Genomic DNA, 25,340 nt, shown 5'->3' with positions numbered 1-25,340 from the left:
CCTAAATTACTACCTCGTTAATACGCAATCATAAGTCATAAATCACCATGCTTTGCGACAACTACGATTCAAGGCTTTTTTCTTCCTTAATCGCTTCTCGGCGCTCACAAAGCGCAACGAGTCGGGCATGAGGAGTACTCATGATTCCGCCACCAACCCAAGAGACCCATTTTACGTACTCGATCGCCATGGCAGGCTCGGCTCGATAGAGGGGGCCATACGAGCGTTGCAAAATCCAATACCCCACAAACACCAAGGCAAACGCAGGCAACACGCGGACAAAGAATGGCGTCGCGACAACGGTGGTTGTGCTGATGGCAATCAAGAAGACCGGCACCAACAGATACAACACCGCCACGCTAAACAGATCACGGAGCTCGCCATCGATCTGCCGCAGCGACATCGTTTCGACCGGCATCCGATAGGGCTCGTCCGGCTCTGGGACATCGGGGAGGGGTTGTTGTTCTTCGATCATCTCTTACTCCGTCTTGATGGGGTAACACTGCCATCCTATCGGCGCAAGGCGATTCAAAGAAAGATGTCCCCGGCAAAGGTAGGGGCAAGAAGAGGAGAGAGCGGTGCCAGATCAGGTCCGATCCAGCACCGCTCGTCAAGAAGGTGGAGGGAGAGTGAGTGCTATTTGCCCTTCAAGTCGAAGTCGAACGTGTTCGAGCCTTTTTCGACTTCCGCCGTTAGCTCGGTCACCCGGTTGTAGTTCGGGGGAATGGGATCTTTGAACGCAGGCCCTTGGTAGGTGTCAGACTCGACCGGGGCGACGGTCACAATCGTAACCTTGTGCGAGCCAGGTTCGGCTCCCTTGGTATCGCGAATGTAAAACAGTTCGTAATTGCCGTTCTCGTCGGTCATTCCACTGGAAGGCCGACCTGCGGCTGGAGTGAATGTGACCTTGGCATTCGCGTGCGGTTTGCCATTCAGCGTCACCGTTCCGGTAACGCCACCAAGCGAGCCATAGCTTTGCTGAGAACAGCCAAACACCAGCAGCATCAGGGCAGCGGTAGCCATGGTGGCCCCGATGCTGGTCAGGGTTGGAATCTTCATTGTTCCGCCTCTCATCAATTCAGTTCGATTCTGCGTTTGGATTAAAATTCACCCAGCACGTTGCCGTCCTGGCGATCGCCCAGGCCAGTCAGAATCGCGAAGTTCGTTGTTTCCGAAAGGAAGCGAACGCTGGCGTCCCCGAGCAGAATCATCACGCCGCCTGGGTGGGCCGAGATTGGCGGAATGTTGACGTTATAGTTCGCGGCATTCCCGGTTCCCCCTTCTTCGCCAATGGCATAGCGAATGGTGGTTACGTTGGAGGTCCAGTTGCCTGCCCCCGCCCCGTTGGCCCACGAACGACCGGCATGCCCCGAGCTACGACGGGCAACCTTCGTTCCCGAAGAGTTGATGAAATAGTCGCTTTGCTCGGTGACCATCATCGTGTTGCTGGTCCCATCGGTGCACGCGGCCAGATTGATGGCGTTGCTCTTGGACGAAAGCGGAACGATCATCCCGTTGTAGACCGCATCGCCGTAAGAGCTGTCTTGTGGCGAGCCCGAGACGACATTGGTCGTGCCACCCTTGTAATACGAACCGGTGATACCGATGTAGTTCACGACCTGCAGCGAGACGGTACCGTTGGCATTGGTCGATTGCGATTCGAGCTCTGGCAGCGGGCTGGAGGGGCAATTGAATCCTGGCACCCGCAACTGTCCGAGGATCGTCGCATTCGGGCTAGGTCCATCCTGCATCGACCAGTCGCCGGTGAATTGGAACTGATCGTACGCGGCGTTCTGCTCGACGTAGGGCAATAGACGAACCAACCACGAAGGACCACGCTGCACTGCACTGGTGGTGACCTGCGGCACCGCGTTGTACGGCATCTTCAAGTACGTGTCGTGATAGTTGTGAATCGCCAGGCCGATTTGCTTCTGGTTGTTGGTGCACTGCATACGGCGAGCAGCTTCACGTGCCTGCTGGACGGCCGGCAGCAGCAGAGCGATCAAAACACCGATGATCGCGATGACAACCAACAACTCGACGAGCGTGAACGCGCGTCGCGAGCGAAACTGGATGGTCATAGTGGGGAGTTCCTTAACGAATGATGGCAGTTTGCCAACGGAGCCCAGGCCTCGGTTGGCGAGATTGACAGCCTTGGTAACTCAAATGCCGTTCCATTTCGCCGCAAGTGTTCCGCTCGTCGAGAATCGAAGAGAGAAAATTTACATCAACGCGTTGTTATTTATCGTTAACCCATGATTTTCAGTAGGTAGTGAGATATTCCCTTCGATAGACATTTATAATTTCACATTGTTTCTTCCTTACCACCCTCCGGCGAGCGGCCTGATGCTCTGAAACAAGGCATGTCTTTAGAATTGTTGCTCAAACAAGCGACTATCCCGTGATATTTACCCACTACTTCGACTGCTACAAGACACCCCATCAACCGGGTACTTTCATCGAACGCATGGGGAGCGGAACCCCGACCAAGGAAGCACGGGGAAGATAATCCGCCATTAAGGGTTCCCCCGGATTGGGGCCTTACGCTGGGAACACCGCAGGACGGACTAGGCCGTACCGCCATTCACGGGGACCACTTGCCCTGTGATCCAGCCGCCATCTTCGCTGGCGAGAAACACGACGACCGGGCCCATATCTTCCGATTTACCGAGCCGGCCGAACGCGGACAGGCTTCGCATTCGCTCGATCTTCTCCTGATCGTTGTTGCCCATGAACAAGTCGGTCTCGGTCGGACCTGGCGAAACCGCGTTGACGGTGATCCCACGCTTCCCCATCTCCTTGGCGAAGCTTCGTGTCAACTGTTCGACCGCTCCTTTCGTGGCGCAGTATGGTCCGTAGGTCGGCAGCATCATGCGGACGGCAGAGCTGGAGATGTTGATCACGCGGCCCCCTTCGGCCAGTCGCGTTGCCGCTTCTCGCAGAGCATAAAAGACGCCGTACGTATTGACCTGCATGACCCGGTCGAACTCTTCGTCGCTGGTTTCTTCGATCGTTTTGTAGTGCACGATGCCGGCATTGTTGACCAGGATATCGACCGGCCCCCACTGCTGCTCTGCGGCATCGAACAGTTTCCGCACGTCCTCGACCTGAGAGACATCGGCCTGAACAGCAATCGCAGCGCCGCTATCCGACTCGATCTTGGCGACCACCTCGGCTGCCGCTGGATGGTTGCTGGTGTAGTTCACCACCACATTGGCCCCTGCCGCCGCCAATGAAGTGCAGATATTGGCACCAATCCCTCGGGATCCGCCGGTGACAATGGCGACTTTATCTTCCAACTTGCGCATCGAGATGACTCCAATCGAAACCGTGCCTTACAGCAAACGAGTACCGCGACTTGTGCCGGTGCGGCCCTGATCTTTCAGCGAGCAGGGCAAAGCCGCATTGCGATAGAGAACTACGTATCGAGGTGCACTTCGTCCCAAGGATCGTCGCAAACCAGCCACTCCAGGGCGAGGCGTCGGTTGACGATGATGTAAGGGCGAATCCGTTTTGGCTTCTTGGGGATCTCGGCCTTGTTCAACGATTCGTAGCCGACGGCCCAGTGCAGGCAATATGCCAGGTCGATCTTGGGCACCACTTCGTCCAGTTCTCGCAGTTGGCACTTGCTGCGGAAGGCTTCGCTGGATGCCGATGCCTTCAGGTTGGGAAACATCGAGACCATTTCGTTCGTACAGGTCTTGTCGAACTCCAGTTCGTCTTGAAGACTAGCGATCCAGGTCATCGCCCAGATCGTTTCGACGTGCGTCTTGTACTTCTCGCCAGCGTCGGGATCTTTCTCGCGGAGATAAAGCGATTCGCCGGTGGTGACTTTCTCGAGCAAGCCTTCCTGAGCCAACCAGGCCCAGCCGATCTTCTTCGGTAGCCCATAAGAACAAGCCACGCATGTGTAGAGACACAGCATTCGATCGACGAACTCTTCCAACGAGCGTTCGATCTTGATGTCCCCCAACAACGGCAAATGCGAATTGACCGGATACCCCAGCCGCTTCGCCTTCGACAGACTCTTCTGCCGGATGGCCTCGTTATCCATGAGTACTCCATTTTTGATAAAGAAAGATCGCCAACATGCTACCAGGGACCGCGATCGGTGGCTACGAGCGTTTTTGGCCTGCCAGGGGCCTTTTCCAAGGGTTCACCTGGGCCAGTGGGTCGGCCGCACATCTCCTTGGACTCGGTCCTTGAAAATTTCTAGTTGACACAACATAGACAGATCTGTATATTCCCAGCATGCAAGACACCAAACCCAAGTCGAAAGCCCGCGAGCGAATCGTCGACACGGCACTCCGCTTGTTCTATTCCGATGGAATCAATTCCGTCGGGATCGATCGTATCATCGCGGAAGCGGACGTGGCAAAGATGACGCTGTACAACCACTTCAAGTCGAAGGACGACTTGATCCTGGCCGTTTTGCAGCGACGGGACACCGTCTTCTTTCAGTTCTTTGACGAACAGATCGAAAAGGGCGCCTCAAAGAAGGGTGGCCGACTGGGTGGCTTTTTCACTGCCTTGAAGAAGTGGTTCTCGGCTCCTGAGTTCCGAGGCTGCATGTTCATCAACACAGCAGCCGAGATCGCCGACTGCAACCATCCCGCGTTTCAGTACTCCGTGGATCACAAGAAGCGTTTCAATGATTTGCTGGCCGATGCCATCAAAGCTTCCGCCCCCGATGCTCCGGCTCAGGTTGTGCCTGCCATCGAGCTGATCGTGGAAGGCTCGATTGTGACCGCCGTGATGCAGCACAGCCCAAAGCCAGCCGACCAGGCACGTAAGGCAACCCGGCAACTGCTGGGAGAGACCTGGCTCGACGAGTAATCGCCAACTCTTTTTTTGCCGCACCAATACAGACCGTTCTACATACCTTAATTTGCACCTACCAATAAGGAGAATCTCGATGACCACACCGACATCGATCCGGCCCCCCTTTACCGAGGCGACCGCCTTGGCGAAAGTTCGGGCCGCGGAAGATGCCTGGAACTCTCGCAACCCACAGCGAGTCTCGCTGGCCTACTCAATCGATTCCCAGTGGCGAAACCGAGATCGGTTCGTCACCGGCCGCGAAGAGATCCAGGCCTTCCTCGCTGATAAATGGGAACGCGAGCTCGATTATCGCCTGGTGAAGAGCCTCTGGTCGTTCACGGACAACCGGATCGCGGTTCGCTTTCAATACGAATACCACAACGCTGACGGTCAGTGGTTCCGTGCCTATGGCAACGAGCTATGGGAATTCGATGCCGACGGGCTCATGCGACGCCGCGAGGCGAGCATCAACGACTATGCAATCACCGCCGACCAGCGGAGATTCGATTGGCCGGAAGATGCTCCGCGGCCTGCCGACCACCCTGGCATCTCGGAAGTTTTTTAGTTTCGCTGTAACCCCCTTCTTTTTTTGACATCACAACATACAGACCTGTCTGTTTTATTTGCCACCTGTTTTTTTCACAAGGAAATGGATCATGCCACGCCTGCAAACTATCGCTCCTGCCAACGCCACCGGTAAGACCAGCCAGCTTTACGATCAAGTGAAGCGTGCCCTCGGCAAGGTGCCCAACATGATGCAAACGCTCGGCCATTCGCCCGCGGCACTGGAAGGCTACCTGAGCCTCAGCCAATCGCTGGGACATGGCGTGCTGTCGGCCCAAGACAGGGAACGTGTCGCGTTGGCCTCGGCTCAGCAGAACGACTGCGGATACTGCCTGGCTGCCCACTCGATGCTGGGCAAGATGGTTGGTCTTTCGGCAGAGGAAGTCGTCGAGGCTCGCAAAGGTAAGTCGGACGATCCGCAGGCGGACGCCCTGCTCCGCTTCACGCAAAGCATCCTCCGATCGCAGGGACACGTTGAACACGCCGAGTTAGAGAACTTTCGCGCGGCGGGTTATGACGACGCTGCCGTGGCGGAAGTGGTCGCCCATGTCGCCCTGAATGTGCTGACCAACTACTTCAATAGCGTCGCGGAAACGGAAATCGACTTCCCGCAAGTCGATGCGGTCCCGGCGTAATGCGTTGGTGTGATCTTCTCTGCGTGGGTGCACGTTGGGCTTGCCTGTCCGCGAGGCATCCACGCAGGGAATCACGCACGCTATGACTTCTGCCCGGTAAAGATCAAATGCAGTCCCAGGCCGACGAATAGTCCGCCGGTGACGCGATCGATCCAGCGTCCCGTCGACTGCCGGCCACGTAACCAACTGCCAACGACCCCGCAGTAATAGCCCAACAGCGAATAGCTGAATGTCGTCCACAGCCAGAACACCACGCCCAGCACCAAAAGCTGCGACCAGGCTGGTTGCTGCGGATTGATGAACTGGGGCAGAAACGCCAGAAAGAAGAGCCCGACCTTGGGGTTAAGGGCATTGCACAGAAAACCACGCATCGCCGCTGGCCAGAATCCTGGTCGCGCAGTGCTTTTCTCAACAGCGACTTCTTCGCTTTCTTCCCCGATCGAACCTGGCTTGAGCAAGGCTTTCGTTCCGAGATAGATCAGGTACGACGCCCCTGCGTAAATGATCCCACGAAACGCCCACGGCGACGTGGCGACGATCGCCGAAATGCCAACAACCGCCAGCAGTGTATGAAAGAGTGTTCCCAGGCCAACGCCGAATGCGAACCCCATGCCGGCCTGACGTCCGCGGGCGATGCCATAGCTGAGAATCCCCAGCATATCTGGCCCCGGCGTGATACTGATGACGAGCATGGCCAGGAAAAAGTAAGGCAGTGATTCGATGGGCGGCATCACGATGAATTCCTGAACGAAGCCCTCTGGCGACATTCCCACGGGGTGCGGACATGACCCGTACAGAATAACGCAGAAGTATCGACTCGACACCGACGGAGCGGCCGCGGTTCAATGTGGGCATAAAAAAAGCCGGGCAGACTTCTGGTTGTGAAATCTGCCCGGCGATTTATATGGGAACTCGACCTGATTCGGTCGTGTTATTTTCCGCAAGTACGCATGGCCTGGAAGCCAGCATTGGTCAGGCTGTAAGCCCCTTTGAACGATTCAGGTACCAAGTATTCCCGCTTGACCAGCTTGGAAAGAGAATTCTTGTGAGTCGCGAGCATGGGACCTGTGAAGCAGAGCATTCGGCCTGGATCCATCAAGTATTGGCGGAATGTTCTCAGGACTTTCTTTTCGCCTTCGGTCAGCATGGGAAGCTCCTATGATAAGGATTCGAAGAGCTCAGCCTCCTGCTATAAAATTGGCGACTCCGTCCATAAAGTCGGGTGCCGTCTGCTCGAAATCACCACACATCATGCGACGGATCGAACAGCAAGGAATCCAGAGAGATAGCCCCTGGCGGCTCCTTGCCCCAGGTAATCCATCGCCATTTTTTCCACAGCATCGACTATCGTACCATTTTTCACACCCAATTACTAGTACCTCATAGTTGGGGATATTCCGGCCTGGCGCTTTCTCGTACATCGAAAACAGCGAGAAAACCCGAGGTTTTTGAGCGATGCCGGGCGGAATCTCGCCCCTTCTTATTTCGAGATAATGGGCAATCCAGGTCCCCCGTAGCCGCTCAAGAAACACAATGGGGACTTTAGCGTGACTGTCCGTTAGAAGTGGCAACAGATCGCCGAGAGAAGAACCCAGCTCCGGCAGACACCTGGAGCCGGCCGCGCTACTTTAGCTTCTCGTTTTGCTGATGCCGGGTCGCATCTCGCTTGGTCTTCTTGTCCAGATTTCGGCGGAGCGCTTCGGTCAGATCGACTCCGGTTTGATTGGCCAGGCAGATCACCACAAACAAGACATCTGCCAGTTCGTCCGACAGCTCGACCTTCTCGTCGGAAGGCTTGAAGCTTTGCTCGCCGTAGGTTCGCGAGATGATCCGCGCGACCTCACCCACTTCTTCGACCAACTGGGCCAGGTTCGTCAGTTCTGAGAAGTAACGAACACCGATGGTCTGAATCCACTGGTCGACATCAGCTTGAGCCTGGCGAAGCGTTAGCGGCGAATCATTCTCGGTCACGAAGAAGCCCATTGACTGAAGGTTTGTTGTGCGTAACGGCGGCCCAACGTATGGGCCTCGGCGGCAGACATCGTCTGCGGAGACTTTCCCTCCACCGCTTGTTCTAACACCAGAAGCGGAGGCGATTCCAGCCCTGCCAACAACTCGGCTAGTTTGCTGTAGTCGATGTCGCCGGCGGCAAACGACTCCGACCAGACGCCACCATGCGATTGCCTCAGGTGTAGTTCGATCACACGCGAGGCATACAGCCGAGCCACGTCGAACACCGCGACCTCCGAGTCGCCACAGCCACGAAAGATCCAATGCGCATCCAGACAAAATTTCTCATGGTTTGGATTAGTCGAGGCCAACATATGATGCAGTTCACGGGCACCGCTGCGTAGTTCCGCATCGTGATTGTGATAAGCGAGCTGCTGACCGTTTTCCGACAATGCCGCTCCGAGCGTATCGAGTGCGCTGGCTTGGGTTCGGAGTTGCAGATCTGATTTATCGTCTTTACCGCCCCAAGCCAACGGACTGGGATTGGTCACGACGATTCGCGTTCCGCAGGCCTCCTTGGCAGCAGCCGCGATTGCCAGGACCGAATCGATCGAGCGTTTCGCTTCGTCCGCTTCATAAAGCGAACTGTTGACGTAGATCGAAGGGACTTCCAGGCCGATTGCCTTCGCCTGGGTCGCCACCGCTTGGATATGTTCGGGCGAAGTGGCGATCGGCTCGAAAGCGAAGAGACCGCACAATTTCACCTCAGCAAGCATCGCCGAAAGATCGCGTGCATCTTTGCCGGATCTACCGTAGAACGTTCCCCACGGATACTGCTGCGTGGCGATCGGCACACCGGCAGATTCAGCTGCGTGGACGACGCTTGCGAGGTCAAGAAACGAAGAACAAGCTGCCGCAGCGACAGCTTGTTTCAAGATGGTTCGACGACTGAGCATGGTTTTCTCAGCGGGTTTCGCAGGGCAACGGTCGTTCGTTACGGGACCATACCGCCAGGCACGCCCTTCACCACGATCGCCACGGCATCGTGCGGATGCAGGCTCTCGAAGTGGCTGGCCTGAATGCGGTAGTCAACGACGCCGGGCATTGGGTCAACTGCCGACTTCATACGACGAGCGGCATCTTCACAGAACATCAGGTTCTCGCCATTCAAGCGAGCGAACTCTTGTTCGTCGGCTCGTTTGACCGCGGCTTGAACGGCCGTGTTCAGCACGCCTTCGGTTCGCTTGATGATTTCGTCGAACGGCAACCCATCACGCGAGCCATCCAGGTCAACCGTGATGTCGGCGTGGCTACGTTGACTGTGTGGAACCGCGATCAGCGTGTTGTTCGAACCGAGCCAGTTCAGCACGGTCGAGGCGCTCAGCCAGTTGTGACCATCGAACTGTTCTTCAAACTGCTGCTGTAGCAACTGCCGCGACAACGCAGCTGAGCATGGGCAAGCACTTGAGTAGGTCAAGCGAACGTGAATCCGATATTTGACCTCGGTCCCCTTCTTCAAGGCTTCGACTTGAATTGGGTAGCTTCGCCAGGCGCGGTTGTCCGACAGCAGCGAGGCCCGCTGGATCATGTGCTCGAATGAAAACTTCAGGTAAGCCGACTGGCTCATCTCGGCATGGGTTTCGAGGAACCGGCCCAAGATGCGTTCGATCTGCTTCCGTGAGAACTCGGTGTGCAATTCGTTCTGCAGACTCAAGTACAACCGCGACATGTGAATGCCCTTGGTCGCGGGATCGTCGAGACTGACGTACGCGTCGACCTTGGCCGGCGTACGCATCAGCACGCCATCTTCACCTTTCAGCAAGATGGCGACTTCGATGCCGGACATGCCGACGCGATCGATGGTCGTTTGGAACTGCGGAGCGGTGTCGTTGGCGACATCCGGGAGCAATCGTGGCGAGGTATCCATCGTCAAGGGGCGAGTAACTTCAGCCACCACGGAGGGATCCGAAGCGGCTTGCGTGGAAGAAGCAGGCTGAGAGGACATGAAGATTTCCTTGACGGAGTGAATCGTGCGGTCGTTATTTGCCAGAATCAAGACCGGCATAATCGCGGTGGGGCAACCGCATTTCTAGACAATGTATCGGCGACCTATCAGGCCAGAAACGAACCATTCAGGGCATTTATCATACTGCAATCAAGTCGCCACGTCTTGAGATGCCAGCCGACGTAACTCGTTACAGCGACCTGGATACTGCCAATCGAGGCGTAAACTGAGTACACTAAGGACTATCCTGCCTCCCGAAGATCATTGTTGCCCACGGACCGTCCGGGCTCAACAATTCTTATCGCGACCGGCCTGTCGATGTGACGATAACTCATTGACAGATAATCGTTTCCTGTCGGCTGCAAAAGTCAATCGACACCCCTGATTTGCCCTGGGAAGACCGCCAATATGACTGCCATGGGTCCATTTGGAGACTATCCGCACACTCGCCCACGTCGCAATCGTCAGACCGATTGGTCGCGACGTCTTGTTCGCGAAAACACGCTGACAGTCGATGACCTGATTTGGCCGATCTTCGTTCAGCCAGGCAAATCACAGCGAACAGCTATCCCTTCTCTGCCCGGGGTCGATCGTCTGACGGTCGATCTGGCGGTGGAAGAAGCCCAACGAGCCGAGTCGCTCGGCATCCCAGTTCTGGCCCTTTTTCCGGCGACACCTTCGGAACTGAAAACGCCTGATTGCGAAGAAGCGGTCAACCCAGAGAACCTGGTTTGCGAAGCGGTCCGGGCGATCAAGAAGCTGGGGCTGAACCTCGGCATTCTGTGCGATGTCGCCCTGGATCCTTACTCGAGCCACGGCCAGGACGGACTCGTGCGTGATGGGTACGTGGTGAACGACGAGACGGTCGAGATGCTTTGCCGGCAATCGCTCGTCCAAGCCCAGGCCGGCTGCGACATCATCGCCCCGAGCGACATGATGGATGGCCGCATTGGCGAGATCCGCAAGGCGCTCGATCACAAGGGTTATCAGCACGTTCAAATCATGTCGTATGCGGCCAAGTACGCGTCGGCGTTTTATGGACCGTTCCGCGATGCGGTTGGTTCGTCCGGCAACCTGGGGGGCGGCGACAAGAAGACTTACCAGATGGATCCGGCCAACACCGACGAAGCCATTCGCGAAGTCGCCCTCGATATTCAAGAAGGGGCCGACATGGTGATGGTGAAGCCAGGCATGCCTTACCTCGACATCGTGCGTCGCGTGAAGGAAACCTTCCACCAACCGACCTACGTGTATCAGGTCTCTGGCGAGTACGCGATGCTGCACGCCGCGGCAGGCAATGGCTGGCTCGATCTGAACAAGGTAATGCTCGAAAGCCTGACCGCTTTCAAGCGAGCCGGCGCCGATGGCATTTTGACCTACTTCGCCCCTGTGGCGGCCGAAATGCTGAAGAGCGGTTAGCATTCAGGCACTGCGGATCGAAGGCCCTCCAACGAACGATTTCACAGCATCCTACGGGAACTTACGCTCGAGGCGGCAACATCTTGCCTCAGCCCCGACTTAGACTTAGGCTAAAAGAGGAGCCTTAACGCTATTTCGAGCGGTAAGATTCTCTCCATTTGACAATCAGGTCGAACGCTATGTCCTATACACCAATTCAATTGCTCGAGAATTGGATTCTCCGCCAGGCATCTGACGCCGGCCAAGAGTGGCTCGATGCCCAGCGTCAAGCGGTCGCTCAAGGCGACATGAAGGCGTTGTACATGGGCTTTGGCTTTGCTCCGCGTAAGGTCGGCAAGGCAGATCTTCAGCTTACCGAACGCGACCTCAACGATGCCGCCGAAGCCCGCGAAGGTTGGATGCCACATACGTGGACGATCGATCAAGCGGCCCGTGTTCTTCTACTTACCTCGTTGCCATCGGAAGACGACGCGGCCTACTTCGCCACGATCGAAAAGCTGTTTCAGACCGCTGAGATCCGCGAGCAAATCTGCTTGTATCAAGCGTTGCAATTGCTGCCGCATCAAGAGTTGTTCGATGATCGCCTCGCGGAAGGCATTCGCACGAACATTAAAAGCGTGTTCGAGTCGATCGCCCACAACAATCCGTTGCCGATGGAACTGATGCAGGAGCCGGCCTGGAATCAGATGGTGCTCAAGGCGCTGTTCATCGGTGCGGCACTCGATCCGATCGAAGGGCTCGATCGCCGAGTGAATCCCGAATTGGCCCGCATGCTGATCGACTTCGCGCACGAACGCCGCGCCGCTAAGCGTCCGATCCCGGTCGAACTGTGGCGCGTCGCAGCTCCGTTCGCGGACGAGATCGCCCTGGAAGACATGCGAGCATTGTATGCTTCGGGCGAACAGCTCGAGCAGTCGGCGATCGCGCTCGCCCTGGTATCGAGTGCATCTGATGAAGCGGATGTTATTCTGAAAACCCACCCTGAAATCGCGGCTCGTGCGGAACGGGGGGAAATTACCTGGCGCGCAATTGCCGAAGAAGCTTATTAGTCGGTCGCGACCTTCATTCCCCAAGCCAGCTTCCAATGAAGCCACCAACCGAATCGAAACCAACCATGAAATTCATCGACCCGCACATCCACGTCACCTCGCGAACCACCGACGACTACGAAGCGATGGCAGCAGCCGGCGTGGCGGCCATCATCGAACCCGCCTTCTGGCTGGGTCAGCCTCGTACCAATGTCGGTTCTTTTCAAGACTATTTCAGCAGCCTGGTTGGGTTCGAGAAGTTCCGCGCGGCTCAGTTCGGCATCCGCCACTACTGCACCATCGGCCTCAATTCCAAGGAAGCCAACAACGAGGCCCTCGCCGAACAGGTCATGGAAATCATGCCTCTGTTTCTGGCGAAAGAGAACGTGGTTGCCGTGGGTGAAATCGGCTTCGACGACATGACAGCACTCGAAGAGAAGTACCTTCGCTTGCAGCTGGAAATGGCCAAGGAAGTCAACCTTCCAGTCCTGATCCATACGCCCCATCGCAACAAGAAGCAGGGAACGTATCGGAGCATGGACATCATTGAAGAACATGAGATCCCGCCCCATCTGGTGGTGATCGACCACAACAACGAAGAGACCTGCGAAGAGGTCCTGCGGCGCGGGTACTGGGCCGCGTTCACCATCTATCCCAAGACCAAAATGGGGAACGAACGGATGGTGGAAGTAGTCAAGAAGTATGGACCTGAACGAATCATAGTCGACTCCTCCGCCGACTGGGGTGTTTCCGATCCTTTAGCCGTTCCCAAAACGGGAAATTTGATGCTAGAGCGGGGTATTCCCCAAGAGCACGTTGAGTTAACCTGTTACAAGAACGCCCTGGCAGCCTATGGCCAGAGCGGTCAGTTCGAGGAATCGGATTGGCTCGACCCGGAACCCATTGATCAACGTACGCTGTTCGAGGGTAATAGCGTGCTCCGGGGCGGTCAGACTCCTCGAGTCGATGATAAGCAAGAAGACGATCGTATCATTCAATAAGCTCATACGTCTTTGTGCTCATCCATAACCCTCTCACTTCCCTCGGGAAGTCAGAACAGAGAACGCCAGGCACCACCAAAGAAGAATTAGCAACGCGTCGGAACCGCGTTGACTGTTCGTATCCAGAGGCACCCAGCACATGCCTTGGGTCCGCTACCGTTGCGGACTGAAACCTGGACCAGCTTTTTTACGGTGCAATATGAGCTTTCATCGAAATGGTGCTAGCGACAAGTTGTCGCGGCGCCAGCTTCACCTCCAGTCCTTTGACGAGGTACTGTCGGAGGCCCGAAGCCTTTCCCGTGTCGGCTATCATCGCGTAGCCAAATGGTCGCTAGGGCAAATCTGCGATCATGTTTCTCGATTCATGGATGCGTCGATTGACGGATTTCCGCCATCGCCGTTCTATGTTCCTTTGATTCGTCCGTTCGCACGGATGGCCCATCTGGGTAAGATCCTGCGGAACGAACATCTTCCGGCCAAGATGCCTACGCTGAGCGTATTCATGCCAGGCGAATGGGCCGAAGACGAGAAGGCGCTTCCACAACTGGAAGCTGCCATTGCTCGCATTCTGGACCCGAACGTTCAGTTCGTTCCTTCGCCGCTGTTTGGCAAACTGACGCCAGAAGAGTGGCGGAAGGTTCACCTGTGGCATTGCCAGCATCACCTGGAATACCTCATTCCAGCGGCTCGCGACGTCTCGTCCTAAAGGACTTCCCAATCGTTCCAGGTCGCCTGACTTCCGGTCGCTGCCTGGGCTCAACGCAATATCGCAAGCATGGCTACGCGCTTCGTTAGGGCGAGCCATCTTGCGGTCGTGTGCCAGCGTGAAAACGCTTTCTGAAACGTGGCACCGCTTGCCATGAGACATCGCTCGTCGTATCCTGCGCGACAAACCTCTCGTCGCTTATCCAGGAAGGCCCCTCATGTCGCAAGAGTTGGAATCCCCCGCACCCGCCTGGCGCCCGCTCAACAAAGTTCAGCGCCGCGTACTGGGTGTGCTGATCGAGAAAGCCAAGACGACACCAGACGCTTATCCCATGTCGCTGAACGGTCTGACGACCGGCTGCAATCAAAAGAGCAATCGCGATCCCCAGATGAACCTCGAAGGCTGGGAAGTCGAAGAAGCGATCGACCAACTGCGCGAGATGGGTGCCGTCGCCGAAGTGCATGGCGATGGTCGCGTGGTTAAGTTTCGTCATTACGGCAAAGACTGGCTCGGCTGCGAAGGGAACGAACTCGCCATCATGGCCGAGCTTCTGCTGCGTGGCCCGCAGACCGTTGGCGAACTCCGCGGACGCGCGGCCCGGATGGGTAAGATCCCTGACATGGGCTCGCTGCAACCACTGCTCGACGAACTGCAACAGAAGAAGCTGGTCGTTCCGCTCACTCCGCGTGGACGCGGTCAGGTCGTCACGCATGGCCTGTTCAACGAGAAGGAACTGAACGAGCAGCGACAACACATGGGCGACGGCCGTCCGGTCTCCGTGGAAGATACAGCTCCGCCGGAATCGCCTTCAGCTCCAGCCCCTCCACCTGTGGCCCAACCGGTCGCTGCTTCCACGCCGGCACCATCCGCCCCCGCCTCCCCTGCCCCGGCTTCGAGTGCGGCTGATTCCCAAGAGATCGCCGCGCTACGGGCAGAAGTCGCGGAACTGAAAGCCGAGCTTGAACGCGTGAAAAAAGATGTCGAGGACCTCTGGTCGAGCATCACGTGAGTTCGCTTCCGCATCGCATGTAAGAAACCGAAAAGGCCGCTGTCGCATCGCTCGACGGCGGCCTTTTTTTGTGCGATTGTATGATGGTGACCAAAGGGGTGCGCGTTGTGCTTCGGACTGCTTGCGTACCCACATCTTGGGTCTGGTTTTGCTTGCCATCACTACTGAAATTTTGTACAGTATCGCTTATCTGATTTAGACAACCTCGTCAGCCTGGGCGCTGCCGGCTGTGATCGCCGTCCGATCGCATCTTTGTACCTGACTTGCTCGCGAATCGCTCGATTTGAATCGACGCGGCGAGCCCTCTTTCAGGATGTTGTTTCGCACCAGTTTTATCTTGCACGTTGGGGCAGACGGGAAGTCGTGCGCGCCGACGTGACGTTTGAAAATCATTCACCTTTGTGGAGCCAGGGAAATCATGTCGCGACGAATCCGCAATTCTCGCAACCGGCTGCAATCGCATCAGATCGCTGAAGTTCATCGCCTTCGCGCTGCCGGACACACGCACATGGAAATCAAACGCCAGACAGGCATCTCGCGGACGACGATTCATTTGATTTTGCATGGACAGCATTCGTCGTCGCATGCTCAAGAAAACAACGAGCCGATCGACGATTCGACGCCGTTTTTCGATGGCCCGATCGAACGCTGCCCTCGTTGTGGTCGCCGCGTTCACATGCCTTGCATGCCGTGTCGCATCAGCAGCATGGTCGACTCAGGCCAGCTCGATCGCTCTGAAACCGACGACCGAGATCGTCGTCAGCGTGGCCAATGGTAGTGGCCACGCAGTGCTCACAAACCCAGCGTAAGTGGCAAATTCAGCCGACGAGATTAACACCATTTGAAGGTGCGTTTTAGATTTGACGAATCAGGCCTCGTGATTGCCTGAGCGGATTGAACTCCGCCTCGCCCTGATGACAATAGATCTCGCTGTGAAGCGTTCCACTGGGGTCGGCATTCAACATTTTGATGCCGGCCCTGGTTTATTTCGAACGGTCGCTATTCAGAAACGACCATGCCGTGAGGCGATTAATACTCGGCCCACTTCCAACCGATTGGCGTTTCCAGCTCTTTCTCGGCGTAATAGGCCCAAGGCGTGTCAGGATGCTCTTTGATGACACGTTCCAGGTATTCCTTCGCCTGGAGACGCGTCTTTTCGAGGCGGCTACCTGCTTCTTCCAACGTGTCGGCTGGCTCCAGCTTCCAGGTATTGTGCGACGGATCCTCGAACTTGCGGCCACCCTTCAAGATGGCGAGCATCTGGTTGTAACCGTCGGTGCGTGCCTTGGCAGCAGCAGCGCGGCCGAGTGCCAGGTCGTAGCTGGCCTGCCAACGCTTGTCGGTGATCTTGTCGCGATCCTTCTCCCCTTCGGCCAGCGGATCGTAGATCGCGTTCACCAAAGGTTCGAGCCGGGCTGCCGTACGCTGAGCGCCATCCAGCGCGTTCTTCAATCGAGCTTCATCCTCCACGATGAACTGCGACGCCGGATAGGTCATCGCTTCGACCTGACCTTGCTGGGCAGCACGATCGAGTGCCGCCAACGCTTTGTTCTCGGCCAGCTTCGCTTGGTACTGAGCCTCGGTCAGGTACTGCGGAGGATACTTACGCATCGTTTCGTCATCGAAACGCATCGAGCTGCCAGGCCACTGCGACGAACGGAGTCGCGAGATTAGAAACGCCCCGTTGGTTTTGTTCGTCAGGTAGCCCAGACTGAAAGGCCCGTAACCACTGTCGACGTCGTCGCCACCGAAGCCGCCACTGCTGAACTTCATGTCGACACGCTGCGAGTAACGTGTTTCTGGTCCTTGCAACATGGCTGGCATGCCGTCGGAGCGAGTTTCCTGAGCAGCCACCTCCGGACGCTTTCGTCCCAGCGGAGCCGGCACGCCGATCGCATAAACGCGAGCCCCCAGGGCATTCGCCTTCTCGGTGACGGCATCGACCTGCATCCAGTCGTCGCCAGCTTCGTCGGAAACAACCACGACGAGCAACTCGCGGCTTTCTTTCTGTTTGATAGGGCCGAAGGTGTCGAACACCTGGTTCAAAGTCGCGAAAGTATTTTCTTTACCTGAGTTGTCGGTTGGGAACGCGGTTCCCACCTTACTGACAACCGCGGGCAGATCGGTCGTCGGATCTTGCAGAATGATCGTCTTTTCACCGAAGGCCACCACCGCGGTCGAAAGGCTATCGGAAGCCTTGCCGCCGGGAAGTCCGTTGGTCTGGAAGTTGGAGTAAAGCTGCTTGGCGGCGGTCGACCACGACTGCCGCATTTCCGAAGCACTTTGCGTCGCATCGACCACCCACACGATCAACGTCGGCGCGAAGTCGATACTGCTGGCGATTTCGGTCCGCAGGCGATCGACGTTCTCTTCAACCGTTGCATTGGCCCCGACCGACTTGCCACTGCTGAAGCGACTGGTGCCACCACGAATCGATTCCGTGCGAATCATGGTCCGTCGAGCGAGCTCTTCTTTGGATGGCCCTGGCTTGGCTGCCGGGGCGGCAGGCTTGGCGGCTGGGGCAGGTTTCGACGTGGCTTGCGTTTGCGCCGGCTTCTTCGCCAGAGGATTATTAAACTTGACGTTCTCGCCACAGCCAGACACCGCGATCAAAGTAATCAGCGTCGCGGAAATCGAGCCCAGGCTGGCAATTTCAAACGATGGGAATCGGCGAGACATGTCGGGGGACACTCCTCTAGGGACGAGAAAGAAAGGTAGGTCGATTCGCCATTTATTCTACCCCTCAATTCAGCCCGGTCGAGTCACTGGTCAAGATTCCCCTGCCAGCACCTCCCCCCTCGATAGCAAGCAACTGGGATACCTCAAAGCCCGTAACTTACCGCCCTGCCACAAAAGCATGCGTTCTGTTGATTAAGGGGGTCGCAATCGTAACGATTATTCGAAACAATAGCCCCACGCTCACGCACAAGGATACACCATGCCATCGCAGCCAACCCTCGCTGGAAAACGAATTCTCATCTTCGTCGGAGACATCTACGAAGATCTGGAACTGTGGTACCCGCACCTTCGCTTGAAAGAAGCCGGGGCCGAATCGGTTCTGGCCGGGCAGGAAGCTGGCGCCGTCTACGCCGGCAAACACACCTACCCTGCGAAGTCCGATGTGTCGTTTATGGATGTCGATGCAAACGACTTCGACGGCGTAATCTGCCCTGGCGGCTTCATGCCGGACAAGCTGCGACGTGAAGACAAAGTGAAGGAACTCGTTCGTCAGTTTCACGAGCAAGGCAAACTGGTTGCCGCGATCTGTCATGGCGGTTGGTTCCTGGCATCGGCCGGTATTTGCCACGGTACGCGTCAGACCGGATCGCCTGGCATCAAAGACGACATGGTCCACGCTGGCGTCAGCTGGGAAGACGCCGAAGTCGTCGTCGATGGCAACATTGTCACTAGCCGCCGACCAGACGACCTGCCAGCCTTCTGCCAGGCGATCATCGACGTGCTGGAGAAGCAATAGCCGATGCCACTCGCACATCTGACGATCGCCACCGCCGACTCCGCGGCGACCTCCAAGTTCCTGCAAACGGTGTTCGACTGGCCCGAAGTCCATCGGCCCGGTAATGTGGATCTGACAACCTATTGGCTCGACATCGGCCAAGGCCAGCAAGTCCACGTTCTGCAGGTCGAAGGCTTCGAAGTGTCGCCCTTCGAGAAAGAGTTCGGCCGTCACTTTGCCTTTCTGTTTCCAGCCGCTAAGCTGGCGGAAATTCGGCAGCGACTGGAAGAACTTTCCGTGAGCATCATCCCGCCGATTCGGCCGACACCGTTCGAGCGTTTTTTCTTCTACGACCCTAACGGCTACATGTTCGAAGTGATCGACCAGGACAAATTCGTCCAGGAACAGTAGCCCCGCGAGACACTGCAGTGGAAGCGACGGATTGCCATGATGTTCACGGATGGACAACACTGCAGCGTTTTTCTCTGGCAGCCGTCTTAGCGGCGACCTTCTTCTTTCACCTGGCGATGCAGCGTGAAGGGCATGAATGGGGTGGCGACTTCGCCCAGTACCTTGGCCATGCCCGTAACCTCGCGACGCTGCACGATTACGCGGATACCGGTTACATCTACAATCCCGATGCCGCCGTGATCGGGCCACGAGCCTACCCTCCGCTGTTCCCGATGTTCCTGGCCCCGATCTACGCCGGCTTTGGAATGGACCTCGACGTGTTTCGGCTAGCGATCTTACTTGTCTTCTTAGCCACGCTTGGCATATCGGCGGTACTTTTCGCGCGGAAGCTTTCTCCCTGGTCGGCGATTGGAATTGCGGCGATTCTCGGCTTCTCGCCGGTCTTCTGGGAATTCAATCACATGCTCGACTCCGAGCATCTGTTCTTGTTCTGGTGGATGCTGACAATGCTGGTTTACCAGATCTATCGCGGCGATCATGCAAAGCCGTGCGAACACTGGGGACCAGCGATCGCGGTTGGCGTACTGACCTATCTGGTGATCGGCACGCGAACGGTTGGCATCGTTCTGCCACCCGCCTTGCTGCTGACCGAGGTCCTCGTCTTTCGGCGACTGACGCGGTTTGCGATGGTCAGTTTGCTGACGGCGATTGCCTGTTACGCGTTACAGAAAGTGCTGTTGCCGATGGGCGGCTCTGGTTATCTCGATCAGCTTTCACAAATCACCGCGCAGTCGCTGGCCTCGAATCTTTATCATGATGGCATCTCGTTTCTGTACATCTGGCGGAACGGACATGCTCGCGGCATCGCTGCGGTCAGCGGCGTAATCTTCAGCCTGGTGGCGGTGGTGGGCTACCTGCGCGAAACGCTTCCGCGGCCGCAACTGATGGGTGTGGCGACCTTGCTGTACATGATTCTGATTGTTGTCTGGCCAGGAGCGAATGGCATTCGCATGGTGCTGCCGATGCTGCCGGCTTTTCTGTTCTGGATCTTCTTCGCGATCGAATGGCTGATCCCGCGAACCCACTGGCAGCGGATCGCCGTGGCAGCGTTGGTGATCTATACGCTGGCGTGTGATGCTCGGCACTACAAATATGAAGACTACCACGCCTTCCCTGGACCGGAATCGGTCGCGGCGAAAGAGATGTTCAATCACGTCAAACTGACGGTTGATCCACATGAGGCCTGCTTGTTCTTCAAACCACGTGTGATGGCCTTTTACGCTCGCCGCCGCACGATTGGCTTCCCGATTGAGCTTTCCCCGGAAAGTCTTCGACGCACGCTCGACCTGGGCGATGTCCGCGTGGTGGTGACAACCAATCAGGATCGAGAATCGGTCACGCCACTGCTTGAGAAAGAAGGCTTCGCCATCGATTGGCACAACGACGAATTCCAGCTTTGGCGGAAGAAGCCGACGAACTAGCTGGCTGCCAGCTTCAACTGTTCGTTGAGCACTTCGCGGACAATCAAGCGAAGCCGCGGCTCGGCGGCCTGGGCGGCGTGGATCACATCGTACTTGCCAACCGAACCGAGATTGTCAGGCAGGCAAATGTTGGTGACCGTCGACAGAGCCAACACCCGCAGACCGACCTGCGATGCCACGATCGCCTCAGGCACCGTGCTCATGCCGACGACATCGGCTCCAATCTTTCGCAGAAAACGGTATTCGCTACGGGTCTCGTAATTCGGTCCGGTCATCGCGGCGTAGACACCCCGGTGACACACGATCCCTTCGCGTCGAGCGATTCGCGTTGCCGCTTCGAGCAGCGACTCGTCGTAGGGGCTCGACATATCGGGGAAGCGTTTTCCGAGATTCGGATCGTTGTGCCCAGTCAGCGGATTTTGCCACATCAAGTTGATGTGATCTTCCATCAGCATGATGTCGCCGCTCTTGTAGAACGGGTTCATGCCGCCGCTGGCATTGCTGACCACCAGAATGCCGGCGCCGAGCGCTTTCATGACCCGGACCGGCAGAGTAATCGTTTCTAACGAGTACCCTTCATAAACATGAAAACGGCCCTCCATGACCAAGACTGGGACTGAACCCAGCCGTCCACATACCAATCGCCCTTTATGACTAAGGGCGGTAGAGGAAGGAATGTGCGGGAGATCTTCGTAATCGATCGTTGCTTCGACATCGATGCCGTCGGTCAACGATCCGAGCCCGGTACCAAGGATGATGCCAGCCAGCGGACGCTCGTTCCATCGGCGTCGAATGGCGGCCGCCAACTCTTCGACCTGGGCTTTCAGTTTGTACAAACAACCACTCCTGTTCTCTTGCTGCGATCCTTGCCGCACGAGAATGCAAACCAGAGAGCTGCCCCGTTAGCTGGCGGCAATTTCCGACAGAACGCCTTTGACCAAGGTGCGAAGTTTCGGCTCGGCCTTGTTGGCGATCGAAATGATTTCGGCCACGTCGGCTGGCTTCAAAGCGTCGGGCAGGCACATGTCGGTCACGATCGAGAAACCAACCGTCTTCAAACCGCAGTGCACCGCGACAATCACTTCTGGCACGGTGCTCATGCCGACCAAGTCCGCGCCGATAGCACGCAGGAAACGGTATTCCGCACGGGTTTCGAGGTTCGGACCGGCGACCGCAACGAACACACCGCGATGCGCGACGATGTCTTCCTTACGAGCGATTTCCAGGGCCTTGTCGATCAGCTCGTGATTGTAAGGAGCACACATGTCTGGGAAGCGTGGACCGAGGCGATCGTCGTTGATACCGATCAGCGGGTTGTCGCCCATCAGGTTGATGTGATCGTCGATCAGGACAATGTCGCCGCAGTTATAGAACGGGTTCATACCGCCGGCGGCGTTCGAGCAAAGCAGCAGTTCGGCCCCCAAGGCTTTCATCACGCGGACTGGCAGCGTGATTTGCTTGAGCGAGTAGCCTTCGTACATGTGGAAGCGACCTTCCATCGCCACCACAGGCACACCGCACAGCATGCCACAGACCAGGCGACCACGATGGCTGGTGGCGGTCGATGCGGCGAAGTGAGGGATTTCCGAGTATTCGAACGAAGCTTCTTCTTCGATTTCTTCGACCAATCCACCGAGGCCAGTCCCCAGAATGATGCCGGCCTTCGGGGTCTTGTCCCACTTGGCACGGATAACTTTGAGGGCGTCTTCGATTTTGTCGTAGAGATCGAGCATGGCGGGGTTTCCCGGTTTTGATCGGCGGTCAGGTCAACTTAGCCCCCGATTATGCCACGTTCCCTCCGACCGACAAGTCCCGGCCCTGACTGGGGGCGAACTGAAAGCATTCGCGAAATCGGATGGAGAATGCGATGTTTCGCGTACCTCTCAGCGAATCTTGCCAGGCAATGGGACGAACCTCCCGATTTGCCGGGCGAATCCCTTATACTAAAAAGCGTTACTTGCTGAACGTTGCATTGTTTTCTCAATAGAACAAGATGGCTGAATCCAACGCTGCTTCCCCTACCTGGCATCACGATGTCCCTTGCCCTGGCTGTGGCTGCCTCTGCGATGACCTTTCTGTCGGCGTTGCTGGCAACCAGGTGCAAAGCATCGAGCCTGCCTGTCCGATGGCGGCTGCCTATTACCGGCAACCACTCACCACGACTGACAACTGCCAGATCGACGGCCAGCCAGCATCGGCCGATGATGCCTTGAAGCGAGCGGCAGAGATTTTAAACACAGCCAACGCGCCGCTCTTCTTTGGCCTGGGAGAAACCACCAGTGAAGCAGTCCGCCGAATCGTGGACCTCGCCGATCGCGTGGGCGGAATCGTCGACGCGACGCACCCCACCTTTTTCGATCCTACTGGTCGCATCTTGCAGACGACCGGCATGGTGACCTGTTCGCTGGGTGAAATTCGACATCGCGCCGACCTGGTGATCTTCTGGGGCTGCGATCCAAAGACAACGCATCTGCGGCACTGGGAACGTTACAGCGTCGACGCCACTGGACGCTTCATCCCGAATGGCCGTGCCGATCGAACGCTTATCGCGATCGGTTCACCCAACGCGACCAGTGCGGAATGCGATACTCAGATTCCGCTGGATGACGCGCAGCAGATCGCGGCGCTGCATCACTTGCTATCGCTGGCTACCGACAAACCAACCGATGCCGGCCGGGTCGAATCGCAATTGAAAGATGTCGCCCCCGCCCTGGACAACCTTCATCAACAGATTCAACAAGCGAAATACTTTGTCTTTGTGATTGGTGATCGCTTCTTGCGACGAGAGGCAGGTTGCGTCCCGCTGGAGCTCCTCGCTCAGTATGTGCGGCCTCTGCATGAACAAACCCGTGGGGCGGTCTCGATCTTGCGGCCTGGGCCAAACTGGGTCGGCGCTGGCGGCGTGATTGCTTCGCGAACCGGCTACCCAGGCGGAGCTTCGCTGCTGCAAGGCTTGCCGCAGTTCGATCCCGATAACCTGTCGGCCGTTAAACTGCTGACGCAACAACGCGTCGACGCAGCGTTTGTGATGGAGGGCCCTTGGTTGGCCGACTTGCCAGCCGAGGCAATGCAGACGCTCAAGCAGATTCCAACGGTGGTGCTAGGGCATCGACCAAGCGAAGCGTTGCCTAGCAGTGTGTTTCTGCCGATTGCCAGACCTGGGCTTACGAGCGGAGGCTCGATGTCGCGAATGGATGACATGCCGCTGCCGATCCGGGCGATCGCCGAACCAGAATGTTGTTCGGCGGAAGAAACTGTTCAAGCAATCTTAGAGAGAGTCAATGCTTGAACCAAAACTGCTTCTACTACGTTATGGAAGCAGTGCAATCGTGAATCCAAGCCCATAAACAAGGGCATGTACCACGAGGAAAGTCGTGTACTGACGAACTTCCGAAGTCTGGGCAATTTGATTTTCAGGACGCATTGCGATCTCCTTTTCCTTAAGAAATGCAGTGGGAAGCGGTTTCCGTGAAATGCTTCCTCCCGAGTCGGAATCGCGTCCTGCGACTATGCACATACTCTGCTTGAGTGCCAATTCCCACTATAGGGAACACTGGTTCCAAGTTAAGGGCTATTCACACTTATCCCCTGATTTTTCTGTACGCCTGATCGCTTTGGCACTGTTGCAGCAACTCTTCTGCTTTGTCTTGGCACGAAATCAGGGCAGTATCGCCCGATATTTCCGATCTTAGGGGCGGCACATTCTTCTTTGCCAGAAATAAGGGGCGAAATCGCGATTTCTTACCACGTGATGGACTCGTTGCCCCCTGCGAGAAACCAGGGGCGAGGGCAACCGGAATGCTGTCATCCCGCATCAAATCAGCAAGATCTAGTGCTTTTTCCCTAGACACCGCTGAAACCCATTTTTGCGGCAGGTATACTGGTGAATCTGTATTTCCCCGCCCCGGGCTCATCCCTCCAAGGATCTACCACCATGCCGATTTCTCGCCGCCGCTTTCTGGCAGTTGCTTCCGCTGCCTTCGCCGCAACCACGCTGCCAGGCCGGGCCTGGGCTAAGTACGACCAGGAACGTTTCCCAGGCTTCAAGGTTGGTCTGCAAAGCTATTCGCTGCGTGCCTTCGACGTCGATAAGGCGATCAAGACGGCGGGCGACCTGGGTTGTGCCCATCTCGAATTCTTTAGCGGTCACTTCCCGCTGAATTCGACGCCCGAACAAATCGCCGCGATGAAGCAAAAGATGGCCGACCAGGGCATGACGATCTATGGTCACGGTGTGAATCACTTCGGCAGCGACCATGCCAAGAACGAAGAGATCTTCAAATTCGCCAAGGCTGCCGGCATCAAGAACCTGTCGGCCGACCCAACGCCTGATTCGTTCGATAGCCTCGACAAGCTGGTCGACAAGTACGACATCCGGATCGCCATTCACAACCATGGCCCATCGCATCGCTACAACACGGCATTGGACGTGCTGAATGCGGTTCGCGATCACGATCCTCGCATCGGTGCATGTGCCGACCTGGGTCACTTCATTCGTAGTGGTGAAGACCCCGTCGAAGTGATTCGCCTGCTGAAGGGGCGCGTGTTCGGCATCCACCTGAAGGACTTCGCCGAGCAGAAAGAAAAGACCAAGGGTGTCATCCTCGGTAAGGGTCACCTCGACGTCGTCGGTGTGTTTCGGGCACTGCGTCAGGTCGACTTCCCAGCCGATGGCTGCTTGTCGCTGGAGTACGAAGAAAACGCAGCCAATCCTGTCGCCGACATTCAGGAATGCCTGGCAGTCGCCTCGGAAGCCTGCAAGACGGCTGCCTCGTAACGGCCAGCCAATTCGCTCAATCAATGCACAGGCACGTCCATTTCGGGCGTGCCTGTTTTTGTTGATGGAAGCAGCATCC

The 25,340-nt window shown here is 56.8% G+C and carries 27 protein-coding genes; 14 read left to right on the top strand and 13 right to left on the bottom strand.

The window, feature by feature from the left end; genetic code table 11:
* Positions 1-61: 61 nt before the first annotated feature.
* From AB1L30_RS06765 to AB1L30_RS06745, 5 genes are all read right to left on the bottom strand, one after another.
* A complete protein-coding gene (locus AB1L30_RS06765) occupies positions 62-475 on the bottom strand; it encodes a hypothetical protein (RefSeq protein ID WP_367012673.1) in 414 nt (137 codons plus the stop codon).
* A 161-nt stretch (positions 476-636) separates the two neighbouring features.
* Positions 637-1,059, bottom strand: a complete 423-nt coding sequence (locus tag AB1L30_RS06760; protein WP_367012672.1) for a carboxypeptidase regulatory-like domain-containing protein — start codon at positions 1,057-1,059, stop codon at positions 637-639.
* Positions 1,060-1,100: 41 nt separating this feature from the next.
* Positions 1,101-2,081 (bottom strand): DUF1559 domain-containing protein, encoded by a 981-nt coding sequence (locus tag AB1L30_RS06755; RefSeq protein ID WP_367012671.1) that lies wholly within the window; start codon positions 2,079-2,081, stop codon positions 1,101-1,103.
* 486 nt (positions 2,082-2,567) lie between these two features.
* Positions 2,568-3,308, bottom strand: a complete 741-nt coding sequence (locus AB1L30_RS06750) for an SDR family oxidoreductase (protein ID WP_367012670.1) — start codon at positions 3,306-3,308, stop codon at positions 2,568-2,570.
* A gap of 110 nt (positions 3,309-3,418) precedes the next feature.
* On the bottom strand, positions 3,419-4,054 hold the full coding sequence (locus AB1L30_RS06745) for a DUF4272 domain-containing protein (RefSeq protein ID WP_367012669.1): 636 nt from the start codon (positions 4,052-4,054) through the stop codon (positions 3,419-3,421).
* A gap of 197 nt (positions 4,055-4,251) precedes the next feature.
* Between AB1L30_RS06745 and AB1L30_RS06740 the strand changes: the two genes are divergently transcribed.
* From AB1L30_RS06740 to AB1L30_RS06730, 3 genes are all read left to right on the top strand, one after another.
* Positions 4,252-4,836: a TetR/AcrR family transcriptional regulator gene (locus AB1L30_RS06740; protein WP_367012668.1), complete on the top strand. Its 585-nt coding sequence runs from the start codon at positions 4,252-4,254 to the stop codon at positions 4,834-4,836.
* A gap of 79 nt (positions 4,837-4,915) precedes the next feature.
* Positions 4,916-5,386 (top strand): nuclear transport factor 2 family protein, encoded by a 471-nt coding sequence (locus AB1L30_RS06735; protein WP_367012667.1) that lies wholly within the window; start codon positions 4,916-4,918, stop codon positions 5,384-5,386.
* Between the two features lie 91 nt (positions 5,387-5,477).
* A complete protein-coding gene (locus AB1L30_RS06730; RefSeq protein ID WP_367012666.1) occupies positions 5,478-6,020 on the top strand; it encodes a carboxymuconolactone decarboxylase family protein in 543 nt (180 codons plus the stop codon).
* A gap of 80 nt (positions 6,021-6,100) precedes the next feature.
* Here the strand turns inward: AB1L30_RS06730 and AB1L30_RS06725 are convergent, their stop codons facing one another.
* The 5 genes from AB1L30_RS06725 to folE2 form a co-directional block, all read right to left on the bottom strand.
* A complete protein-coding gene (locus AB1L30_RS06725; protein ID WP_367012795.1) occupies positions 6,101-6,751 on the bottom strand; it encodes a LysE family translocator in 651 nt (216 codons plus the stop codon).
* A gap of 200 nt (positions 6,752-6,951) precedes the next feature.
* The gene (locus AB1L30_RS06720; protein ID WP_367012665.1) at positions 6,952-7,167 is read right to left on the bottom strand and encodes a hypothetical protein; all 216 of its coding nucleotides are present in this window, start codon (positions 7,165-7,167) and stop codon (positions 6,952-6,954) included.
* A gap of 476 nt (positions 7,168-7,643) precedes the next feature.
* On the bottom strand, positions 7,644-7,991 hold the full coding sequence (locus tag AB1L30_RS06715) for a nucleotide pyrophosphohydrolase (protein ID WP_367012664.1): 348 nt from the start codon (positions 7,989-7,991) through the stop codon (positions 7,644-7,646).
* On the bottom strand, positions 7,988-8,926 hold the full coding sequence (locus tag AB1L30_RS06710) for a TIM barrel protein (RefSeq protein WP_367012663.1): 939 nt from the start codon (positions 8,924-8,926) through the stop codon (positions 7,988-7,990). Before AB1L30_RS06710 ends, AB1L30_RS06715 begins: the two co-directional genes overlap by 4 nt.
* Before the next feature lie 38 nt (positions 8,927-8,964).
* Positions 8,965-9,975 (bottom strand): GTP cyclohydrolase FolE2, encoded by a 1,011-nt coding sequence (gene folE2 / locus AB1L30_RS06705; RefSeq protein WP_367012662.1) that lies wholly within the window; start codon positions 9,973-9,975, stop codon positions 8,965-8,967.
* Between the two features lie 408 nt (positions 9,976-10,383).
* On the opposite strand from folE2, the gene hemB reads away from it, so the two are divergent.
* The 6 genes from hemB (at position 10,384) to AB1L30_RS06675 (ending at position 15,916) form a co-directional block, all read left to right on the top strand.
* On the top strand, positions 10,384-11,394 hold the full coding sequence (gene hemB / locus AB1L30_RS06700) for a porphobilinogen synthase (RefSeq protein WP_367012661.1): 1,011 nt from the start codon (positions 10,384-10,386) through the stop codon (positions 11,392-11,394).
* Between the two features lie 179 nt (positions 11,395-11,573).
* Positions 11,574-12,443 carry an EboA domain-containing protein gene (locus tag AB1L30_RS06695; protein WP_367012660.1) on the top strand — a complete coding sequence of 290 codons (870 nt, stop codon included), beginning with the start codon at positions 11,574-11,576 and terminating at the stop codon, positions 12,441-12,443.
* A 65-nt stretch (positions 12,444-12,508) separates the two neighbouring features.
* The gene (locus AB1L30_RS06690) at positions 12,509-13,423 is read left to right on the top strand and encodes a TatD family hydrolase (RefSeq protein WP_367012659.1); all 915 of its coding nucleotides are present in this window, start codon (positions 12,509-12,511) and stop codon (positions 13,421-13,423) included.
* Positions 13,424-13,562: 139 nt separating this feature from the next.
* Positions 13,563-14,129, top strand: a complete 567-nt coding sequence (locus tag AB1L30_RS06685) for a DUF1569 domain-containing protein (protein WP_367012658.1) — start codon at positions 13,563-13,565, stop codon at positions 14,127-14,129.
* 217 nt (positions 14,130-14,346) lie between these two features.
* Positions 14,347-15,138: a YceH family protein gene (locus AB1L30_RS06680; protein WP_367012657.1), complete on the top strand. Its 792-nt coding sequence runs from the start codon at positions 14,347-14,349 to the stop codon at positions 15,136-15,138.
* 418 nt (positions 15,139-15,556) lie between these two features.
* Positions 15,557-15,916 carry a helix-turn-helix domain-containing protein gene (locus tag AB1L30_RS06675; RefSeq protein ID WP_367012656.1) on the top strand — a complete coding sequence of 120 codons (360 nt, stop codon included), beginning with the start codon at positions 15,557-15,559 and terminating at the stop codon, positions 15,914-15,916.
* Positions 15,917-16,167: 251 nt separating this feature from the next.
* Here AB1L30_RS06675 and AB1L30_RS06670 read toward each other — a convergent pair whose 3' ends face one another.
* Positions 16,168-17,817 (bottom strand): vWA domain-containing protein, encoded by a 1,650-nt coding sequence (locus AB1L30_RS06670; RefSeq protein WP_367012655.1) that lies wholly within the window; start codon positions 17,815-17,817, stop codon positions 16,168-16,170.
* Between the two features lie 259 nt (positions 17,818-18,076).
* Between AB1L30_RS06670 and AB1L30_RS06665 the strand changes: the two genes are divergently transcribed.
* Genes AB1L30_RS06665 through AB1L30_RS06655 form a run of 3 tightly spaced genes read left to right on the top strand, consistent with a single transcriptional unit; the run spans position 18,077 to position 20,484 of the window.
* Positions 18,077-18,613 (top strand): type 1 glutamine amidotransferase domain-containing protein, encoded by a 537-nt coding sequence (locus AB1L30_RS06665; RefSeq protein WP_367012654.1) that lies wholly within the window; start codon positions 18,077-18,079, stop codon positions 18,611-18,613.
* A gap of 3 nt (positions 18,614-18,616) precedes the next feature.
* Complete coding sequence (locus AB1L30_RS06660) at positions 18,617-19,003, top strand: VOC family protein (RefSeq protein ID WP_367012653.1); 387 nt, start codon at positions 18,617-18,619, stop codon at positions 19,001-19,003.
* A 17-nt stretch (positions 19,004-19,020) separates the two neighbouring features.
* On the top strand, positions 19,021-20,484 hold the full coding sequence (locus AB1L30_RS06655) for a hypothetical protein (RefSeq protein ID WP_367012652.1): 1,464 nt from the start codon (positions 19,021-19,023) through the stop codon (positions 20,482-20,484).
* Here AB1L30_RS06655 and AB1L30_RS06650 read toward each other — a convergent pair.
* Entirely contained in the window at positions 20,481-21,320 is an 840-nt protein-coding gene (locus tag AB1L30_RS06650) for a purine-nucleoside phosphorylase (RefSeq protein ID WP_367012651.1), read from the bottom strand. The genes AB1L30_RS06655 and AB1L30_RS06650 overlap by 4 nt on opposite strands.
* Positions 21,321-21,386: 66 nt before the next feature.
* Positions 21,387-22,217 carry a purine-nucleoside phosphorylase gene (locus AB1L30_RS06645; protein WP_367012650.1) on the bottom strand — a complete coding sequence of 277 codons (831 nt, stop codon included), beginning with the start codon at positions 22,215-22,217 and terminating at the stop codon, positions 21,387-21,389.
* Between the two features lie 260 nt (positions 22,218-22,477).
* On the opposite strand from AB1L30_RS06645, the gene AB1L30_RS06640 reads away from it, so the two are divergent.
* Both AB1L30_RS06640 and AB1L30_RS06635 read left to right on the top strand, forming a co-directional pair.
* Complete coding sequence (locus AB1L30_RS06640; RefSeq protein ID WP_367012649.1) at positions 22,478-23,773, top strand: hypothetical protein; 1,296 nt, start codon at positions 22,478-22,480, stop codon at positions 23,771-23,773.
* Between the two features lie 645 nt (positions 23,774-24,418).
* Positions 24,419-25,261: a sugar phosphate isomerase/epimerase gene (locus AB1L30_RS06635; RefSeq protein WP_367012648.1), complete on the top strand. Its 843-nt coding sequence runs from the start codon at positions 24,419-24,421 to the stop codon at positions 25,259-25,261.
* Positions 25,262-25,340: the final 79 nt, after the last annotated feature.

It is taken from the genome of Bremerella sp. JC817 (genome assembly GCF_040718835.1).
Classification (GTDB): domain Bacteria; phylum Planctomycetota; class Planctomycetia; order Pirellulales; family Pirellulaceae; genus Bremerella.
Note: the sequence above shows the minus strand (reverse complement) of the source record. Positions and strands in the feature narration are given on the sequence as shown.

Excerpts from the sequence above, each read along its gene's own strand:
- AB1L30_RS06670 (WP_367012655.1), bottom strand. The coding sequence starts at position 17,817 with ATGTCTCGCCGATTCCCATCGTTTGAAATTGCCAGCCTGGGCTCGATT.
- AB1L30_RS06710 (WP_367012663.1), bottom strand. The coding sequence starts at position 8,926 with ATGCTCAGTCGTCGAACCATCTTGAAACAAGCTGTCGCTGCGGCAGCT.
- AB1L30_RS06730 (WP_367012666.1), top strand. The coding sequence starts at position 5,478 with ATGCCACGCCTGCAAACTATCGCTCCTGCCAACGCCACCGGTAAGACC.
- AB1L30_RS06635 (WP_367012648.1), top strand. The coding sequence starts at position 24,419 with ATGCCGATTTCTCGCCGCCGCTTTCTGGCAGTTGCTTCCGCTGCCTTC.
- AB1L30_RS06725 (WP_367012795.1), bottom strand. The coding sequence starts at position 6,751 with ATGCCGCCCATCGAATCACTGCCTTACTTTTTCCTGGCCATGCTCGTC.
- AB1L30_RS06740 (WP_367012668.1), top strand. The coding sequence starts at position 4,252 with ATGCAAGACACCAAACCCAAGTCGAAAGCCCGCGAGCGAATCGTCGAC.
- AB1L30_RS06675 (WP_367012656.1), top strand. The coding sequence starts at position 15,557 with ATGTCGCGACGAATCCGCAATTCTCGCAACCGGCTGCAATCGCATCAG.
- AB1L30_RS06695 (WP_367012660.1), top strand. The coding sequence starts at position 11,574 with ATGTCCTATACACCAATTCAATTGCTCGAGAATTGGATTCTCCGCCAG.
- AB1L30_RS06690 (WP_367012659.1), top strand. The coding sequence starts at position 12,509 with ATGAAATTCATCGACCCGCACATCCACGTCACCTCGCGAACCACCGAC.
- AB1L30_RS06680 (WP_367012657.1), top strand. The coding sequence starts at position 14,347 with ATGTCGCAAGAGTTGGAATCCCCCGCACCCGCCTGGCGCCCGCTCAAC.
- folE2 (WP_367012662.1), bottom strand. The coding sequence starts at position 9,975 with ATGTCCTCTCAGCCTGCTTCTTCCACGCAAGCCGCTTCGGATCCCTCC.
- AB1L30_RS06720 (WP_367012665.1), bottom strand. The coding sequence starts at position 7,167 with ATGCTGACCGAAGGCGAAAAGAAAGTCCTGAGAACATTCCGCCAATAC.
- AB1L30_RS06755 (WP_367012671.1), bottom strand. The coding sequence starts at position 2,081 with ATGACCATCCAGTTTCGCTCGCGACGCGCGTTCACGCTCGTCGAGTTG.
- AB1L30_RS06765 (WP_367012673.1), bottom strand. The coding sequence starts at position 475 with ATGATCGAAGAACAACAACCCCTCCCCGATGTCCCAGAGCCGGACGAG.
- AB1L30_RS06640 (WP_367012649.1), top strand. The coding sequence starts at position 22,478 with ATGGCTGAATCCAACGCTGCTTCCCCTACCTGGCATCACGATGTCCCT.
- AB1L30_RS06760 (WP_367012672.1), bottom strand. The coding sequence starts at position 1,059 with ATGAAGATTCCAACCCTGACCAGCATCGGGGCCACCATGGCTACCGCT.
- AB1L30_RS06645 (WP_367012650.1), bottom strand. The coding sequence starts at position 22,217 with ATGCTCGATCTCTACGACAAAATCGAAGACGCCCTCAAAGTTATCCGT.
- AB1L30_RS06665 (WP_367012654.1), top strand. The coding sequence starts at position 18,077 with ATGCCATCGCAGCCAACCCTCGCTGGAAAACGAATTCTCATCTTCGTC.
- AB1L30_RS06745 (WP_367012669.1), bottom strand. The coding sequence starts at position 4,054 with ATGGATAACGAGGCCATCCGGCAGAAGAGTCTGTCGAAGGCGAAGCGG.
- AB1L30_RS06735 (WP_367012667.1), top strand. The coding sequence starts at position 4,916 with ATGACCACACCGACATCGATCCGGCCCCCCTTTACCGAGGCGACCGCC.
- AB1L30_RS06660 (WP_367012653.1), top strand. The coding sequence starts at position 18,617 with ATGCCACTCGCACATCTGACGATCGCCACCGCCGACTCCGCGGCGACC.
- AB1L30_RS06750 (WP_367012670.1), bottom strand. The coding sequence starts at position 3,308 with ATGCGCAAGTTGGAAGATAAAGTCGCCATTGTCACCGGCGGATCCCGA.
- hemB (WP_367012661.1), top strand. The coding sequence starts at position 10,384 with ATGACTGCCATGGGTCCATTTGGAGACTATCCGCACACTCGCCCACGT.
- AB1L30_RS06685 (WP_367012658.1), top strand. The coding sequence starts at position 13,563 with ATGCCTTGGGTCCGCTACCGTTGCGGACTGAAACCTGGACCAGCTTTT.